Source organism: Mesorhizobium sp. M0854, assembly GCF_040319815.1.
GTDB lineage: Bacteria > Pseudomonadota > Alphaproteobacteria > Rhizobiales > Rhizobiaceae > Mesorhizobium.
On the sequence record NZ_JAMYOL010000021.1, the window covers coordinates 22,586 to 37,428 of the forward strand.

Consider the following 14,843-nt stretch of genomic DNA (forward strand, 5'->3'; position numbering starts at 1 on the left):
CGACGGACGGCTGCCGAGTTGTTCGATAATCGCGGCTTTTTCCAACTGTCCGATCACCTGATACGCAACAGATGTCAGGGAAACGGGGCTTGCACAAGCCAAAAAATGATGCCTAACTAGACACATTCTAAAACTGCTTAAAAAATGTGCAGGCCGGGAGAAATATAGGCATGAAGCACCTACGGGAAGCGCAGAACCCTGCGCCTCCGCCTCAAACAACGCGCCTGCGCTTCATCGGCCGACTGGTGTCGTCGAGCTTTGGCGAGTTCGCCGACAGGCGTGCCGCTCGGCTCAATCTCGATCTGCTGGTGCACGAAGCCGCGGACGATTTTTTTGTCGTCCAGGTTTCGGGCCAGCCCGATCTCATCGATGCCTTCGAGATGGCATGTAGCTTGGGGCCAATCGACTGTCTGGTGATGGACTGCGAACGGGCCGAAATTTGGGAATATTCCAGAGGGAAAGACGCAGAATGACGATACGGGCTGGATGGCACCCAGTGGCGCTGTCGGGATCGATCGAGCCGGGCAGTTCGGCCGGAATCCGCCTTGGCGGAAACGAGCTGGTGGTGTGGCGCGACAACAGTGGCGCAGCGCATGTGTGGGAGGATCGCTGCCCGCATCGCGGTATGAAGCTGAGCTTCGGTTTTGTCCGCGGCGATCATATTGCCTGTCTTTATCACGGCTGGCAGTACGATGCGGCCGGCCAGTGCCGATACATTCCGGCCCACCCCGATCTCAGGGTGCCGGCGTCCATTACCGTGTCTGCCCACAGATCGGCCGAGGCGGCTGGGATAGTCTGGACGGCACTGGATCCGGCAGCAGCATTGCCCGAACTGCCTGCCTTGCCAGAGGAGGTGGTGCCGGTCCGCAGCCTGTATCTCGACAGTCCCGCCGCAATGGTGATCGATGTCGTGAGGGCCATGCCGCCCAGGCCCTTCTCCCGCGGATCCGGGCTCGCTGATCTGAAGGCGCTGAGCGGGATGCTGTTCAGCCTGACGGTCGGCGAAGACACGTTGCTTCTTGGCCTGCAGGAACTGACCGACAAACGATCGGCCCTGCACGTCGTGATTGACGGACCGGCAGCCAAGTATGCCGGCAAGGGGCAGAAGCATTTCCTCGCTTGGACGAGCGAGCTGCGTCATCATCTCGAGACCGGGCGTACCGGCGCGACCTCGACGACGCGGGCTGCATGATGGCGAGGATCACGCTCTACAACTACGAGCTGGACGAAAACTGCTACAAGGTGCGGCTGGCGCTTTCCATGCTCGGCCTGGAATGGCAGACCGTTGCAGTCGATGCATTTCCGGGGGCGGAGCAGAAGACGCCGCCATTCCTGGCCATGAACCCGGCGGGCAGCCTGCCCATTCTCCGCGACGACGAGGTGACGATGTTCGGCGCCGAGTCCATCGTTGTCCATCTGGCGCGCAGCCACGATTCAATGGGTGCATGGCTGCCGGCGGATGGTTCGGATTTCGCCAAGGTGATGCAGTGGCTTTTCTTCGCGGCCGGCGATCTCGGCGTTGCCGGCGCCGCGCGCCGCCATGCCATGTTCGGCGCCGGCGGCGACGAGGCTGCGCTGCGGGCCGGTGCCGCGCAGGCACTCCGCGCCATGGACGACCATATGACCGCGCGGGGTTTCGAGAAGAAAGAATGGTTCGCTGCGGACCGCCCGACCATCGCCGACATCGCGCTTTTTCCGGCGTTTGCGCTGAGCCGCGATTTCGGCGTCGACCATGACGAGTATCCGGCGCTGCGCCGCTGGGTGCGTCGCTTCCGCGCGGTTCCCGGCTTCACGACCATGCCGGGCATCCCCGATTACCATTGACGCCCAACATTCGACGAGAACGAGGCAAGCAACAGAATGACCTCTCTCACGCGCTTTTCCGTCCAGCCGCTCTCGTCCATGACCCGGCGGCTGGCCGGCGTCGCTTCCGGGCGAGCCGATCCCGATCTGGTCATTGCCGGCGCACGCGTGTTGTCGACCTATTCGGAGCGCGTGCTTCCAGGCCGCGAGATCTGGTTGTCGGGAGGGCGGATCGCCGCTGTGAAGCCGGCCGGCACTTATAAGGGCGGCAGCGCCAGGATATATGACGCCAGGGGCGGCATCGTCGCCCCCGGCCTGGTCGATCCGCACGTCCACATCGAATCCTCGATGGTGACGGCCTGCGCCTATGCCGAGGCGGCGCTGCTCAACGGCACCACGACCCTCTTCTGCGACAGCCACGAGATCGGCAACGTCATGGACGTTGCTGGCATCGAGGCGATGCTGGAAGACGCGCGCCTGGCGCCGTTGTCCATTTTCCTGACGGTTCCGAGCACCGTCCCGGCAACTTCGCCGTTGCTGGAAACGGCCGGTGGCGACCTGACAGCCGAAAAGATCGGCGCATTGTTCGACAAATGGCCGGAAGCCGTGGCGCTAGGCGAGAAGATGGATTTCGTGCCAGTGGCTATGGGCGATGAACGCAGCCATGCCATCCTCGCTGCGGCGCTGAGACGCGGCCGCCCGGTGTCGGGACACGTCTATGGACGCGAATTCGTGTCGGCCTATGCGGCCTCCGGCGTCACCGATACCCATGAGGCGATCGACCGCGAGATCGCCGACGACATGCTCGAGGCCGGCATCTGGCTGTTCCTGCGTGGCGGCCCGCCGACGACACCGTGGCACAGCCTGCCCGCAGCGATCAAGACGATTACGGAACTCGGAGCCTCGCATAAGCGCATCGCGGTCTGCACCGACGACCGCGATGCTGACGACCTGATGCTCTTCGGCCTGGACTGGGTGACGCGCGAGGCGATGAAGGCCGGCATGACGCCGGAGCAGGCCTGGTCGATGGGCTCGCTGCATGGCGCGACGCGCTTTGCAATGGAAGGCGAAATCGGAGGCCTCGGTGGTGGCCGCCGTGCCGACCTGGTGCTGCTCGACGACGGCTTCGATCCGGTCAGCACGTGGTATGGCGGCGAACTCGTCGTCGATGACGGCAGGATCACGCCGCTGCTCGACCAGGCCCTCTCGACCCGCTACCGCTATCCGGACACGGCCTACCACACAGTGAAGCTGCCGAAGCAGATCAAGCTGACGCCGGACCTGCCAACCGCCAAGGTGGTGGCGCATACCATCCGCACCGAACTGCCGGGGATCACGCTCGGCCACCAGAAGATCACGCTCGATCCGTCCAACGACTGGCAGAACCATTTCGACCGCCACGGCCTGTGCTTCGTCACTGTGGTCGAGCGCCATGGCAAGTCGGACGGCAACGTCGCCCACGGGCTGCTCAGCAATTTCACGCTGCGACGCGGCGCCGTCGCATCGTCTGTCGGTCACGACAGCCACAACATCATCATCGCCGGCCTCAACGAGGCCGACATGCAGGTGGCGCTGCGGGCGATCGAGGAAACGCAAGGCGGCGTCTGTGTCGTCGTCGACGGCAAAGTGACTGCCATGGTTGAACTGCCGATCGCCGGCCTTTTGTCCGACAAGCGCGTCACTGAGGTCGCGGAGGAGGTGAAGATCCTCAAACGGGAATGGGAGGCGGCCGGCTGCTGCATTCCCTATATGGGCTTCAACCTCATCCCGCTCTCGGTCATCCCCGAAATCCGTATCACCGACAAAGGTCTCGTGCTGGTGCCGGAAATGGAGATCGTCCCCGCCTTTGAGGCCGCCTGAGTGGATCCCTTCCGACTTGGGCTGGTCTCACCGCGCATCCATTATTTCCAAATGGTCGCGCGGCTGGGCTCGGTTCGCCAGACCGCGCAGGCGCTCAACGTGGCGCCATCCTCCATCAGTCGCGTCATCAAGGGCCTGGAGGACGAACTGGGCACGCCGCTCTTCGAGCGTGTGCGCCAGCGACTGAAACTGACCAGCGCAGGCGAGCTTCTGCTCTACCACGCGCGTCAGAGCATCACCGAGTTGGCGCGCGCCTCGTCCGAGATCAATGATCTCAGTGGCCTCAACCGCGGCTCGTTGTCCGTGGCGATCGTGGAGAGCGCGGCGCGCGGGCTGGTGCCGAACGCGCTGAAGGAATTCTGGAAGCGCCACCCGCAGATATTGGTCGATGTGCATGTCGCCGGGTCGCAGCGCGCCTGCGATGCGGTTGCCGACGGCGAATGCGATCTGGCGCTTGCTTTCGACGTGCGCGTGCCGCGCAACGTGCGCAAGATCGCGAGCACGCCTCTGCCGCTGGGCGTCGTCGCTCATCCGGACAGCCGCCTTGCCGGCCGCAAGGAAGTGAAGCTGTTCGATCTTGCCGGCGAACAGGTCATCGTCTCGGACAACAGCCTTGCTTTAGGCATTTCGATCGACGATGCGATCGGGCGCTCCATGATCGACATCACGCGACGGTCACGGACCAACTCGATCGGACTGATGACCGAGATGGTGCGCCTCAACCTCGGCGTGGTGCTTCGCACCAAGCTCGGCATCGAACCGGAAGTGGCTGACGGATCGCTCGTTTTCGTGCCGTTGCGCGATTCGCGCATGAACCCGCACCGGCTGATGCTGCTCGCCCGGCTGGAACGCGAAATGTCGGATGCGGCCTCCGCATTCGCCGCGCTGCTGGCCCGCATGGTCGAGGCGTTGCATGATTAGTTGTTGCATTTTGCGCATCGATAAAGAGAGTAATTTGTCCCTATCTCGAACAACTGAGCTTTGCGAGACTTCCCGGCCGAAGGGGATGTCATGAAGCAGAGTGCGGTCGACGCGGTCATTCGGGGGCTTAAGCGGGCGGGAGTGAGCATCGTCTGCTACCTGCCCGATTCGCTGTTCAAGGAGCTCTACCCGGCCCTTGATGCCGATCCGGATATTCGCACGATCCGCGTCACCAACGAGGGTGAGGGCGCGGCGATATGTGGCGGGGTCTTCCTGTCGGGCAAGCGCGCGGCGCTGGTCATGGAAAATTCCGGCTTGCGCGCCTCGGTCGAGCCGCTGGCCCGCATGGGCCTTGGAGCCGGCATCCCGGTCGTGATGCTGATGAGCTATCGCGGCGAGCTCGGCGAGAACAACTGGTGGGCAGTCCCGCATGGCATCACCATGGAGCCGGTGCTGAACGCGCTGCGCGTGCCGTACCGGATCGTCACGGAGGAGGCGAAGATCGAGCGCGCCATCCTTGACGCCTATTCCTGGTCCTATGCGTCCTATTACCATTCGGCTGTGGCGCTCGGCGGCGAGGTGGTGCGGTGAGACGCTTCGACTGCATGAAGGCGCTCGCCGCGCGGCTGAAGGATGAGCTGGTGATCCTTTCGCTCGGCGGCAGCGTCGACGAGTGGTACAACGCCGCGCCGCATATGCGCGAGGCGAGCCTGTTCCAGCAGCAACTCGGCTGCGTCACGCCGCAGGCCTTCGGGCTCGCCGCCGGCCTGCCGCACCGCCGCGTCATTTCGCTCGATACGGATGGCGGCCTGCTCTTCAACCTGGGCATTCTGGCCACGCTCGGAAACGAGCAGCCGAAGAACCTCTTCGTCGTGGTCTGGGACAATGAGTGCTACCAGTCGATCGGCGGCCCGCCGACCCATACGGCGCTGGGCCGCGTCGACCTTGCCGCGATCGCGCGCGGCGCCGGCGTCGAGAACGCCTATACGGCGCGCACGGTGGAGGAGTTCGACGCACATTGTGCAAGGGGGCTCGCCATGGAGGCACCCTATGTGGTGGTCGCCAAGGTCTCGGGAACGGTCCAGCCGGACATCAAGCGCAAACACAGCGACGGCCGCGAGGACAAGTATATCTTCGTCCGCCATGTCGAGGCGAGCGAAGGCATCGTCATCATCGGCCCGAGCGAGCACAACTGACGAGATCATGGGCACCCTCGGACCTGTCGTCCCCCGACGCGCACTGAAACGCAGCTACGATTACGTGGTGGTCGGCTCGGGTTCCGGTGGCTGTGCGGTGACGCGGCGACTGGTCGATGCCGGCGCCGACGTCCTCCTGATCGAGGCCGGCCCGACGGGTCTTGGGTTCGAAGAGATCGAGGACCCCGGCAAGTGGGTGCCGCTTGGCCGCAGCACCTATGACTGGGGCTATGATTATGCTCCGACACTGAGGGTGAATGGGCGTACCATCGGCATCCCGCGCGGGCGCCTGCTTGGCGGCTCAAGCGCCATCAACGCGATGATGTGGTATCGCGGCCATCCGCAAGATTACGATGCCTGGGAGGCTGGCGGCGCCAAGGGCTGGAGCTTCGCCGACGTGCTGCCCTATTTCCGGCGCTGCGAGGACTGGCGCGACGGTGCAAGCGAGTTTCGCGGGGCGGGCGGTCCGCTCCACATCGAGCGGCCGGCGGCACTGCACCCGGTCGCGCATGCGCTGATCGATGGCGCGGCCGAGATCGGCATCCCCGTAATCGACGATCCGAACGGCCCCAGCAACGAGGGGGCGGCGGCCGCGAATTTCAACATCTGCGACGGCAAGCGCTGGAGTTCGGCGACGGGCTATCTCGTGCCGATCCTGGATCACCCGATGCTGACGGTGCTGACCGGATCCGCGGCCATCGGCCTGACGGTCGAAGGCAGCCGATGCGTCGCGGTCAAGCACCTCGTCGGCGGCGAAATCTGCGAAACGCGCGCGCAAGAGAGCATCGTGCTCGCGGCCGGGGCCATCGACACGCCACGCCTGCTGATGCTGTCGGGCATCGGCGATCCGATCGAACTGCAGCGCCTTGGCATTGCGCTCGTTCGCGCCCTGCCGGGTGTCGGCAGGAATCTTCAGGACCATCCGCTGGCGCAGGCCTGCGTCTTCCGCGCGAAACGACCGATCGGACCGATAGTGGGCAATGGCGGTGGCTCGATGGTCAACTGGAAGTCGCGGCCGGACCTGCCGCAGCCCGACCTGCATGCCTTCCCCGTCCAGGGCAACAGCGCCGAACCGGCGATCCGCGCGCGCTACGATCTATCCGGCGATGTCTTTTCCTTCGGTGCGGGCCTGATGCGCTCGAAGAGCATCGGGCACTTGAAGTTGCTCGACGGCAAGCCCGGCGGGCCGCTCGAAATCCAACCGAACTTTCTGGCGGAACCGGAAGACATCGACGCCATGGTCACTGCGGTCGAGATGGTGATGGAGATGGCGGCTGCAAAGGCGAACGCCGGTGTCTTCCGCAACTTTGCCGCACCTGACCGCCGACTGACCCGCACCGAGACAATCGCCTTCATCCGCGAGGCGTGCACGACGTTCTTCCACACCTGCGGAACAGCCAAGATGGGCGAGGGCGCGATGGCCGTCGTCGACAGCCGTCTCGCCGTGCACGGGCTGGACGGCCTGCATGTTGCCGATGCCTCGGTGATCCCAACGATCCCGACCTGCAACACCCACGCGCCCGCCACGATGATCGGCGAGCGCGCCGCCGATTTCCTGCTCGCGGCGGCTGCTTGAGGATGTCATGACCGATGGACCGCACACGGAGTACCCGCGATGACCCAGGGCCTCATCCTCGCTGCCGACACGCTGCTCACCATGGATGAAGATAACCACGTGTTGCCTGATGGCGCCGTGCTGATCGAGGATGGTCGTATCGCTGCGGTCAGCGCACTCGCAGCATTGCGCGCTGCGTATCCGGCCGCGGCGGTGAAGAAGCTCGACAATGCGGTGCTTTTGCCCGGGCTGGTCAATGCGCATGCGCATTCCGGTTTTCTGCGCGGCACAGCGGAGCACCTGCCGGTTTGGGACTGGCTGACGCTCCATATCAATCCGATGCATCGCGTGCTGCAGCCGCACGAGGCCGAGGCGGCATCGTGGCTCTGCTACGCGGAATCCGTGGTCGGCGGCACGACCACCGTCGTCGACATGTGGCGGTTCATGGAAGGCAGCGCCAGGGCGGCCGAGGCGATCGGCAACCGCCTGGTCGCCGTGCCTTACGTCGGCGAGCATCCCGACTACAACTACTTCGACACGCTCGACATGAACGAGGCGATGATCGAGGGCTGGCACCGCAAGGCGGGCGGCCGTATCAATGTGTGGGTCGGGCTGGAGCATCTGTTTTATGCCGACGAAACCGGCCAGCGCCGGGCGATCGAACTCGCAAGGAAACACGACACCGGCTTCCACACGCATTGCAGCGAGGCCGAGATCGAGATCGCGGAATTTAAGCGGCGCTACGGCAAACGCCCGATGTTCGCGCTGGACGACCTTGGCTTCTTCGAAACGCCGCGCGCCATGATCGCCCACGCCGTCTGGCTCGATCGAGAAGAGATCGAGCTTATTTCCAAGCGCCGCGTTTCCGTGGCCCACAATCCTGTTTCCAACATGAAGCTGGCAAGCGGCATCGCGTTGGTGGCCGAGATGCTGAAGGCCGGCGTGCCCGTCGGGATCGGCACCGACGGCGAGAAGGAGAACAACAATTTCGATATGTTCGAAGAGATGAAGGTGACTTCGCTGCTGGGCAAGCTGAAGGACTTCGACGCCGCCGCCATGGATAGCTGGCAGGTGCTGCGGATGGCCACCATTCTCGGCGCCAGGGCGATCGGCCTCGACCACGAGATCGGCTCGATTGAAGTCGGCAAGCGCGCCGACATCATCGCGGTCCGCACCGATACGCCGCGCATGACGCCGGTCTTCCGCGACGGACCTTATTTCAACTTCCATCACAATCTTGTCCATGCCGTGCGCGGCAGCGACGTGTCTTTGACGATGGTCGATGGCGAGATCCTGGCCGAGGACGGCGCGCTGCGCACCGGCGACCTGCGCGAGATCATCGCCGAAATCCATCGCGTCGCGCCTGGCCTGTTCGCCCGGCGCGCCGCTTTCCTTGCCCAGAATTCCGGCGGCAGCCTGCAATGGACTCAATAGGACGGGCCTCGGTATGAAGACGACGGACAGGGCGGCACTGGACGATTGGTACGCGGTGGAGACGGTCGCCGACCTGGATGGCGCGCCGAGCCATACGCGGCTGCTCGGCCAGGACATCGAACTGGTCCGTGACATCACGGGCGAAATCACGGTTCGGGAGGTCCTGGACGACGGCAACCGCGGCCCCGCGCTGCCCGTCCGGCAGCGCTACGGCTGCGTCTGGACGACGCTGGGCCTGCCCGGGAAGGAAATCTTCGAGATCGCCGAGGCATCGGAACCCGACCGCCGCTACGTGCCCTGCGGCTGGGTGACGATGCGGGCGTCGGGTTTGCGTGTCGTAGAGAACTTCCTCGACATGGCGCATTTCCCCTTCGTGCATACCGACATTCTCGGCTCGGAGCCGCACACGGAAGTACCGGCCTATCTGAGCGAGATACGTCGCGAAGTAGACGAGGTCTGGGCGACCAACTGCACGTTTTTCCAGCCGCGCATTGCCGCCACGGAAAGCTCCGGCGCGTTCGTGCATCTGACCTATCGCGTGCCGAGCCCATTCGTGGTGATGCTCTATCGCGTGTGCCCCGTGGCGCCGGACCGGCTCGACGCAATCGCGCTGTTCATCCAGCCCATCGAGGAAGACCGCTGCCGCGCCCAGCCGGTCATGTATCTCGTCGACTCGGCTTCGACGCAGACGGCGTTGCTCAACTTCGAACAGGTCATCTTCCTGCAAGACCGGATCATCGTGGAGAACCAGCGGCCGCTGCGCCTTCCACTCGAGCCGCGGATGGAAATCCCGACCCGCGCCGACAGCGCCTCCATCGCCTACCGCCGCTGGCTGAAGGAAAAAGGCATCCGTTTCGGCACGACCGCGAGAGCCACATGACCGAGTCGGGTCTCCAGGTGCTTCGCCCGACCTCCGTTGCCGAGGCGCTGTCATTGGCAGGCGAGGGCGCGTCGCAACTGGTCGCCGGGGGCACGGCGCTGCAGCTCGGCTGGGCGAAGGGCCTGCCAAAGCCGCGGCGCCTCATCGACATCGGCCGTATCGCCTGCCTGAAGGGCATCCAACTGGCCGGCGACGGGTTTCGGATCGGCGCACTGACGACCCTGGGTGCCTTGGAGCGTGACCGGGCGATAGGCGAGACTTTGCCTCTGCTCGCAGCCGCAGTCCGCGCCACGGCGGGACCCGCCGTCCGCAATCTCGCAACGCTGGGCGGCAACGTCGCGGGGGGCACGGGTTGCCTTCTGCCGGCCCTGCTCGCGATCGATGCGAAGCTGGAGATCGTCTCACCGGCTGGGCGCGCCGTCGTGCCGCTCGCGCAATGGTTGGCCGACGCACCGTCAGCGGGCCTCATTGAGACGGTCATCGTTCCACCGCAGCCAACTGCCGCTCGCTGGACCCATCGCAAAGTCGGCCTGCGCGCCGCCTTCACCCCAAGCGTGGCCGGTGTCGCCGGGTTGATCGAAACGGCGGACGATCGTGTCACGATCGCGCGGCTCGCGGCCAGCGGCGGCGGGGAAGCAGCCCGTCTCGGTCACGCCGAAGCGCTGCTCATCGGCCGGCGCCTGCAGGAGATCGATTGGGCCGAGCTGCACGCCGCAATTCTCGAAGAGGCGCCGGCGATCGATGATGCATGGCGGTCCGACCGCTATCGGCGCAGTGTCGTGGCGAATGCGCTGGTCTTCGGGCTTGGCGGAAAGTTGTCCCAAGGAGCACATTCGCCGCGCCGGCGGACCGTGCCGTCCGGAAATCCACCTGCCGAAATTCTCGTGTCGCGATCGGAGATCGGCGCACGCTGGCACCAGCGGCCGGACGTTGCGCCGAAAATCGCAGGCAGGCTCGAATACCTGACCGACCGTCGCGAGCCCGCCATGCTGGTCGGGCGCATTCGGCGTGCCGGCATTCCCCATGCAAGGATCGTTTCCATCGATACGAGCGCGGCCGAGGCGCTGCCAGGAGTCGCGGCGGTTGTCACGCACCGCGACATCGCCGGCAGCAATGCCTTCGGCATTGTCGTGCAGGATCAGCCTGCACTGTGCTTCGACAAGGTCCGCTATTTCGGCGACGCTGTTGCTGCCGTTGCCGCAGTTGACACGAAGACGGCCGAACGCGCGCTTGCTCTCGTCAGCGTCGAATACGAGCCGCTGCCAATTGTGAGCGATCCCCAACAGGCACTCGCCGCTGGGGCCGAGCCGGTCCACGCCTCAGGCAATCTGCAGTGCAGCTTCGAGTTCACGCGTGGCGATGCCGCCGCGACTTTTGCCAAGGCAGCTCATATCGTCGAGGCTGTCTACGAAACGCCGAGCCAGATGCACGGCTTTATGGAGACGGAGGGCGGCTACGCTTTCGTCGGCACGGATGGTACCCTGAACGTCTTTGCCGGTGGGCAGCATGGCCGCCGCGACCGCATGCAGCTCTCGCGCATCCTCGGTATGCCGCAAGAGCGGATACGGGTGGTCACCAGCCCGACTGGCGGCGCTTTCGGCGGCAAGGACGAGCTGACCGTGCAGCCGGCCCTGGCCCTGCTGGCGCTGAAGACCGGACGCGCCGTGCGGCTGCATCTCGACCGGGCGGAATCCGTCATCGCGGGTACCAAGCGCAATGCCATGCACATCCATATGCGCACCGCCTGCGACGCCGAGGGTCGTCTGCTCGCCCAACAGGTGGATGTGATCGCGGATGCCGGCGCCTACGCGTCGCTCGGTCCGGGCGTGCTTGAGACGGCGCTCGAACACGCCTGCGGGCCATATGTCGTTCCCAACGTCCTCAGCTCGGGCAGGCTCGCCTACACCAATAACGGCGTCTGCGGCGCGTTTCGTGGCTTCGGTGCCAACCAGATGGCCTTCGCGGTAGAGTGCCAGCTGGACCGGCTGGCCGAAGCCGCCGGCATCGACATTATCGAGATACGGCGCCGCAATTTGCGCGAGCCTGGCACGCGAGGCCATCTCGGCCAGCAGGTCGCGCCGTCCGAACGTCTGGCCGAGATGCTGCAAGCCGCCGCTGCTGACCCAATCTGGGCCAAGCCGCGTGGTCCGTCGTTCGACGGCTCTGAGACGATCGGTGTCGGGATGGCGATGAACTATCAAGGCAACGGACTAGGCACGCTGCCGCCGGACCCGGCCGGAGGCGCGTTGCGCCTGGCTCCGGATGGCATGATCGAAGCGCTCTATGGCCTGGACGAGATGGGACAAGGCCTGCTCACCTCGGTGAAGGCCGCGGTCGCCGGAGCGCTCGGCTGCGGCCGCGACGATGTCCGGCCGGTCACCGGTGATACGGCGGCGACGCCCGAATCCGGCTCCTCCACCGCCTCGCGCGGCACTCACGTGGTTTGGCGGGTCGCAGCAGTCGCCGCACCACCTTTTACGCGCGACCTGCTGGCAGCAGCGGGCCAGCTGCTTTGCCGCGAAGCCAGGACGCTGGCGCTGGCACCCGGCGGTATCGTCGAGCGACATTCCAACAGCGGCTCACTGCTCATGAGTTTCGCCGAGCTTGCCGAGGCGTTGCCTTCCGACCGGCTGCCAGCTGCTGCCGTCAGCTTCGAGTTTCCGAAATCGGACTATCTGGAAGGCAATGCACGCCTGATCTTCGCCTTCGGCGCGACACTGGCGCGCGTTGCCGTGAGCCGCATCACTGGGCAGGTACGCGTGCTCGACCTCCATCAGCACACCGCGGCCGGACCGATGCTCGATGCTGCCGCCTATCTTGGCCAGATCGAAGGCGGCGGCGTCCAGGGGCTGGGCTTCACCCTCGCTGAGGACGCGGCTATGCGGGATGGCCGGTATCTTGCCGGCAACCTCGATTTCTACATGCTGCCAGGCATTGCCGACACGCCGGAAAGCTTCGCGACGTTCGCGTTGGAGGATCTGGACGAGGACGACCCGTTCGGCCCGCGCGGAGTTGGTGAGCTTGGCATTGGCGCCGTGACGCCAGCCGTCGTCAACGCGATTGCGGACGCCACAGGGGCTTGGCCCGAGCGCCTCCCGGTCGATCCTGAATGGGTACTCGACGCCCTGCAGAGGAGTGCGGCGTGAGTGCCGAGATCGCGATTACCTTTAACCTAAACGGCTGCCGCCAGGCGCTGGCCGTGCCCGCCGAGTTGCGCCTGATCGACCTGCTGCGCGATCATTTCGGCATGACTGCCGCCAAGATGGCTTGCGGCATCGGCCGCTGCGGCGCTTGTTCCGTGCTGATGGACGATCGCGCGGTCAATGGCTGTCTGCTCATGTCGTGGCAACTCGACGGGGCCACCATCATCACGCCGGAGGGTTTCGACGACCTTCCCGAAGCCATTGTCCTGCGCCAGGCTCTGGCGGCCGAAAACGCCTTCCAGTGCGGCTACTGCGCACCCGGCATCACTGTTGCGCTGACCGCTCTGCTGCTGGAGAATCCGGCTCCAGACGAGTCTCAGATCCGCACTGCGCTCGAAGGCAATATCTGCCGCTGTACCGGCTATCATTCCATCATCCGCGGTGCCCTCGCGGCGGTCGAGGCGTTCGCTTGCGGGGTACGGACATGACGGTCATCATTCGAAACGGTGCAGCCAGGCACGCAGGCGTCGAGGCGTTCCTGGCCAAACCCAGAATGCGGCACCTGATCGGCGGCGGCTGGTGCGACGCCAGCGATGGCGCAACCTTGCCCGCGACCGATCCTGCGAATGGCGACACGCTCGCGCTGCTGGCGCAAGGCACAGCCGATGACGCCGGGCGCGCCGTTGCTGCGGCGCGTGCTGCTTTCGAAGGCGAGAGCTGGCGCGACATGACACCGTCGGCACGCGGCAAGCTGCTATGGCGCATCGCCGACCTGATTGAACGCCATGCCGATGAGCTTGCAGAACTCGAGACGCTTGACCAAGGAAAGTCGCTGAAGACCTCGCGCTTCGCCGAGATTCCCGCCTCGGCCGAGCAGTTCCGCTATTTTGCCGGTTTTGCCACGAAAATCCTCGGCACGACCATCCCCACCTCCATCAGCTACCAACCGGTGGGCAGCAAGATTTTCGCCTACACGGTGCGAGAGCCGATCGGTGTCGTGGCTGCCATAACGCCATGGAATTCGCCGCTGCTTATGGCCTCGATGAAGCTCGCCCCGGCGCTTGCCGCCGGCTGTACGATCGTGCTCAAGCCAGCTGAGGAAACGTCGCTCACCGCGCTCAGGCTCGGCGAACTGATGATCGAAGCCGGCTTGCCGGACGGCGTCGTCAATATCGTGACCGGTCTCGGTGAAACCGTGGGCGCAGCATTGGCTGCAGATCCCGATGTCGATAAGGTCGCCTTCACCGGCTCGACGGAAGTCGGAAAGATGATCGTCTCCGCAGCGCGCGGCAATCTGAAGAAGCTGACGCTCGAGCTGGGCGGCAAGTCGCCGGCCATCATCATGCCCGATGCGGACATGGGGCTCGCAATCCCCGGAGTGGCTCGGGGGATCTTCGCCAATGCCGGCCAGGTCTGCGTCGCCAGCTCGCGTGTCTATGCGCATCGCTCGATCTACGACCGTCTGGCGGAGGGGCTGGCGGAAGAAGCGCGAAAGCTGCGTCTCGGACACGGGCTTGACCCGGATACCGACCTTGGTCCGCTGGTCAACGGAACCCAGGCTGCGCGCGTCGCCTTCTACGTCGGCGATGGTGCTTCCAGCGGCGCCGAGATCATCGCCGGCGGCCGGCGCTTCGACAACTTCTTCGAGCCGACCGTGGTTACCGGCGTGCGCCCGGACATGCGCATGATGCGCGAGGAAATCTTCGGCCCAGTCGTTGCCGTGACACCGTTCGACGATGTCGCGGAGGCGATAAGCCTTGCGAACGACTCGCCCTACGGCCTCGCCGCAAGCGTCTGGACCCGCGACCTATCCACTGCGCATCGCCTTGCCGCAAGTATCCGGTCGGGCACCGTCTGGATCAATTGCCATTCCTACTTCTCGCCGGAACTGCCGAAGGGCGGCCACAAGCAATCCGGTTGGGGCTATGAGAACGGCGCACCGGGTCTGGAGAACTATCTCGAGACGAAAACGGTCTGCGCGGTGATTTAGCCGCGCCTTTCCGCGATGTTCGCGGATCGGAGGCTGACAGCCCTCCATCGGCGGACAAGGA

General features: G+C 65.1%; 13 protein-coding genes. All 13 read left to right on the forward strand.

Going from position 1 to position 14,843, the window contains the following annotated elements; translation table 11 throughout:
* The first annotated feature begins 146 nt into the window (after positions 1-146).
* The 13 genes from NKH99_RS24490 (at position 147) to NKH99_RS24550 (ending at position 14,782) form a co-directional block, all read left to right on the forward strand.
* On the forward strand, positions 147-473 hold the full coding sequence (locus NKH99_RS24490) for a hypothetical protein (protein ID WP_352684650.1): 327 nt from the start codon (positions 147-149) through the stop codon (positions 471-473).
* Positions 474-496: 23 nt separating this feature from the next.
* Positions 497-1,192 carry a Rieske 2Fe-2S domain-containing protein gene (locus NKH99_RS24495; protein WP_353015977.1) on the forward strand — a complete coding sequence of 232 codons (696 nt, stop codon included), beginning with the start codon at positions 497-499 and terminating at the stop codon, positions 1,190-1,192.
* A complete protein-coding gene (locus tag NKH99_RS24500; RefSeq protein ID WP_353015980.1) occupies positions 1,189-1,824 on the forward strand; it encodes a glutathione S-transferase family protein in 636 nt (211 codons plus the stop codon). Before NKH99_RS24495 ends, NKH99_RS24500 begins: the two co-directional genes overlap by 4 nt.
* 36 nt (positions 1,825-1,860) lie before the next feature.
* Complete coding sequence (locus NKH99_RS24505) at positions 1,861-3,663, forward strand: adenine deaminase (RefSeq protein WP_353015982.1); 1,803 nt, start codon at positions 1,861-1,863, stop codon at positions 3,661-3,663.
* Positions 3,664-4,584 carry a LysR family transcriptional regulator gene (locus tag NKH99_RS24510; RefSeq protein ID WP_353015984.1) on the forward strand — a complete coding sequence of 307 codons (921 nt, stop codon included), beginning with the start codon at positions 3,664-3,666 and terminating at the stop codon, positions 4,582-4,584.
* A gap of 90 nt (positions 4,585-4,674) precedes the next feature.
* On the forward strand, positions 4,675-5,175 hold the full coding sequence (locus tag NKH99_RS24515; protein WP_352612499.1) for a thiamine pyrophosphate-binding protein: 501 nt from the start codon (positions 4,675-4,677) through the stop codon (positions 5,173-5,175).
* Positions 5,172-5,780, forward strand: coding sequence for a thiamine pyrophosphate-dependent enzyme (locus NKH99_RS24520; protein WP_353015985.1), 609 nt, complete (start codon positions 5,172-5,174; stop codon positions 5,778-5,780). Before NKH99_RS24515 ends, NKH99_RS24520 begins: the two co-directional genes overlap by 4 nt.
* A 7-nt stretch (positions 5,781-5,787) precedes the next feature.
* Entirely contained in the window at positions 5,788-7,356 is a 1,569-nt protein-coding gene (locus NKH99_RS24525; protein ID WP_353015987.1) for a GMC family oxidoreductase, read from the forward strand.
* Positions 7,357-7,395: 39 nt separating this feature from the next.
* The gene (locus tag NKH99_RS24530; RefSeq protein WP_352816776.1) at positions 7,396-8,769 is read left to right on the forward strand and encodes an amidohydrolase family protein; all 1,374 of its coding nucleotides are present in this window, start codon (positions 7,396-7,398) and stop codon (positions 8,767-8,769) included.
* 13 nt (positions 8,770-8,782) lie between these two features.
* Positions 8,783-9,649 carry an aromatic ring-hydroxylating dioxygenase subunit alpha gene (locus NKH99_RS24535; protein WP_352612505.1) on the forward strand — a complete coding sequence of 289 codons (867 nt, stop codon included), beginning with the start codon at positions 8,783-8,785 and terminating at the stop codon, positions 9,647-9,649.
* Positions 9,646-12,795, forward strand: a complete 3,150-nt coding sequence (locus tag NKH99_RS24540; protein ID WP_353015989.1) for a molybdopterin cofactor-binding domain-containing protein — start codon at positions 9,646-9,648, stop codon at positions 12,793-12,795. The genes NKH99_RS24535 and NKH99_RS24540 overlap by 4 nt, the downstream gene beginning before the upstream one ends.
* Complete coding sequence (locus NKH99_RS24545) at positions 12,792-13,280, forward strand: (2Fe-2S)-binding protein (protein ID WP_352612510.1); 489 nt, start codon at positions 12,792-12,794, stop codon at positions 13,278-13,280. Before NKH99_RS24540 ends, NKH99_RS24545 begins: the two co-directional genes overlap by 4 nt.
* Positions 13,277-14,782 (forward strand): aldehyde dehydrogenase family protein, encoded by a 1,506-nt coding sequence (locus tag NKH99_RS24550; RefSeq protein ID WP_353015991.1) that lies wholly within the window; start codon positions 13,277-13,279, stop codon positions 14,780-14,782. The genes NKH99_RS24545 and NKH99_RS24550 overlap by 4 nt, the downstream gene beginning before the upstream one ends.
* The last annotated feature ends 61 nt before the right edge of the window (positions 14,783-14,843 follow it).

Coding starts and splice junctions, on each gene's coding strand:
- NKH99_RS24530 (WP_352816776.1), top strand. CDS start 7,396: ATGACCCAGGGCCTCATCCTCGCTGCCGACACGCTGCTCACCATGGAT.
- NKH99_RS24515 (WP_352612499.1), top strand. CDS start 4,675: ATGAAGCAGAGTGCGGTCGACGCGGTCATTCGGGGGCTTAAGCGGGCG.
- NKH99_RS24535 (WP_352612505.1), top strand. CDS start 8,783: ATGAAGACGACGGACAGGGCGGCACTGGACGATTGGTACGCGGTGGAG.
- NKH99_RS24550 (WP_353015991.1), top strand. CDS start 13,277: ATGACGGTCATCATTCGAAACGGTGCAGCCAGGCACGCAGGCGTCGAG.
- NKH99_RS24505 (WP_353015982.1), top strand. CDS start 1,861: ATGACCTCTCTCACGCGCTTTTCCGTCCAGCCGCTCTCGTCCATGACC.
- NKH99_RS24500 (WP_353015980.1), top strand. CDS start 1,189: ATGATGGCGAGGATCACGCTCTACAACTACGAGCTGGACGAAAACTGC.
- NKH99_RS24525 (WP_353015987.1), top strand. CDS start 5,788: ATGGGCACCCTCGGACCTGTCGTCCCCCGACGCGCACTGAAACGCAGC.
- NKH99_RS24540 (WP_353015989.1), top strand. CDS start 9,646: ATGACCGAGTCGGGTCTCCAGGTGCTTCGCCCGACCTCCGTTGCCGAG.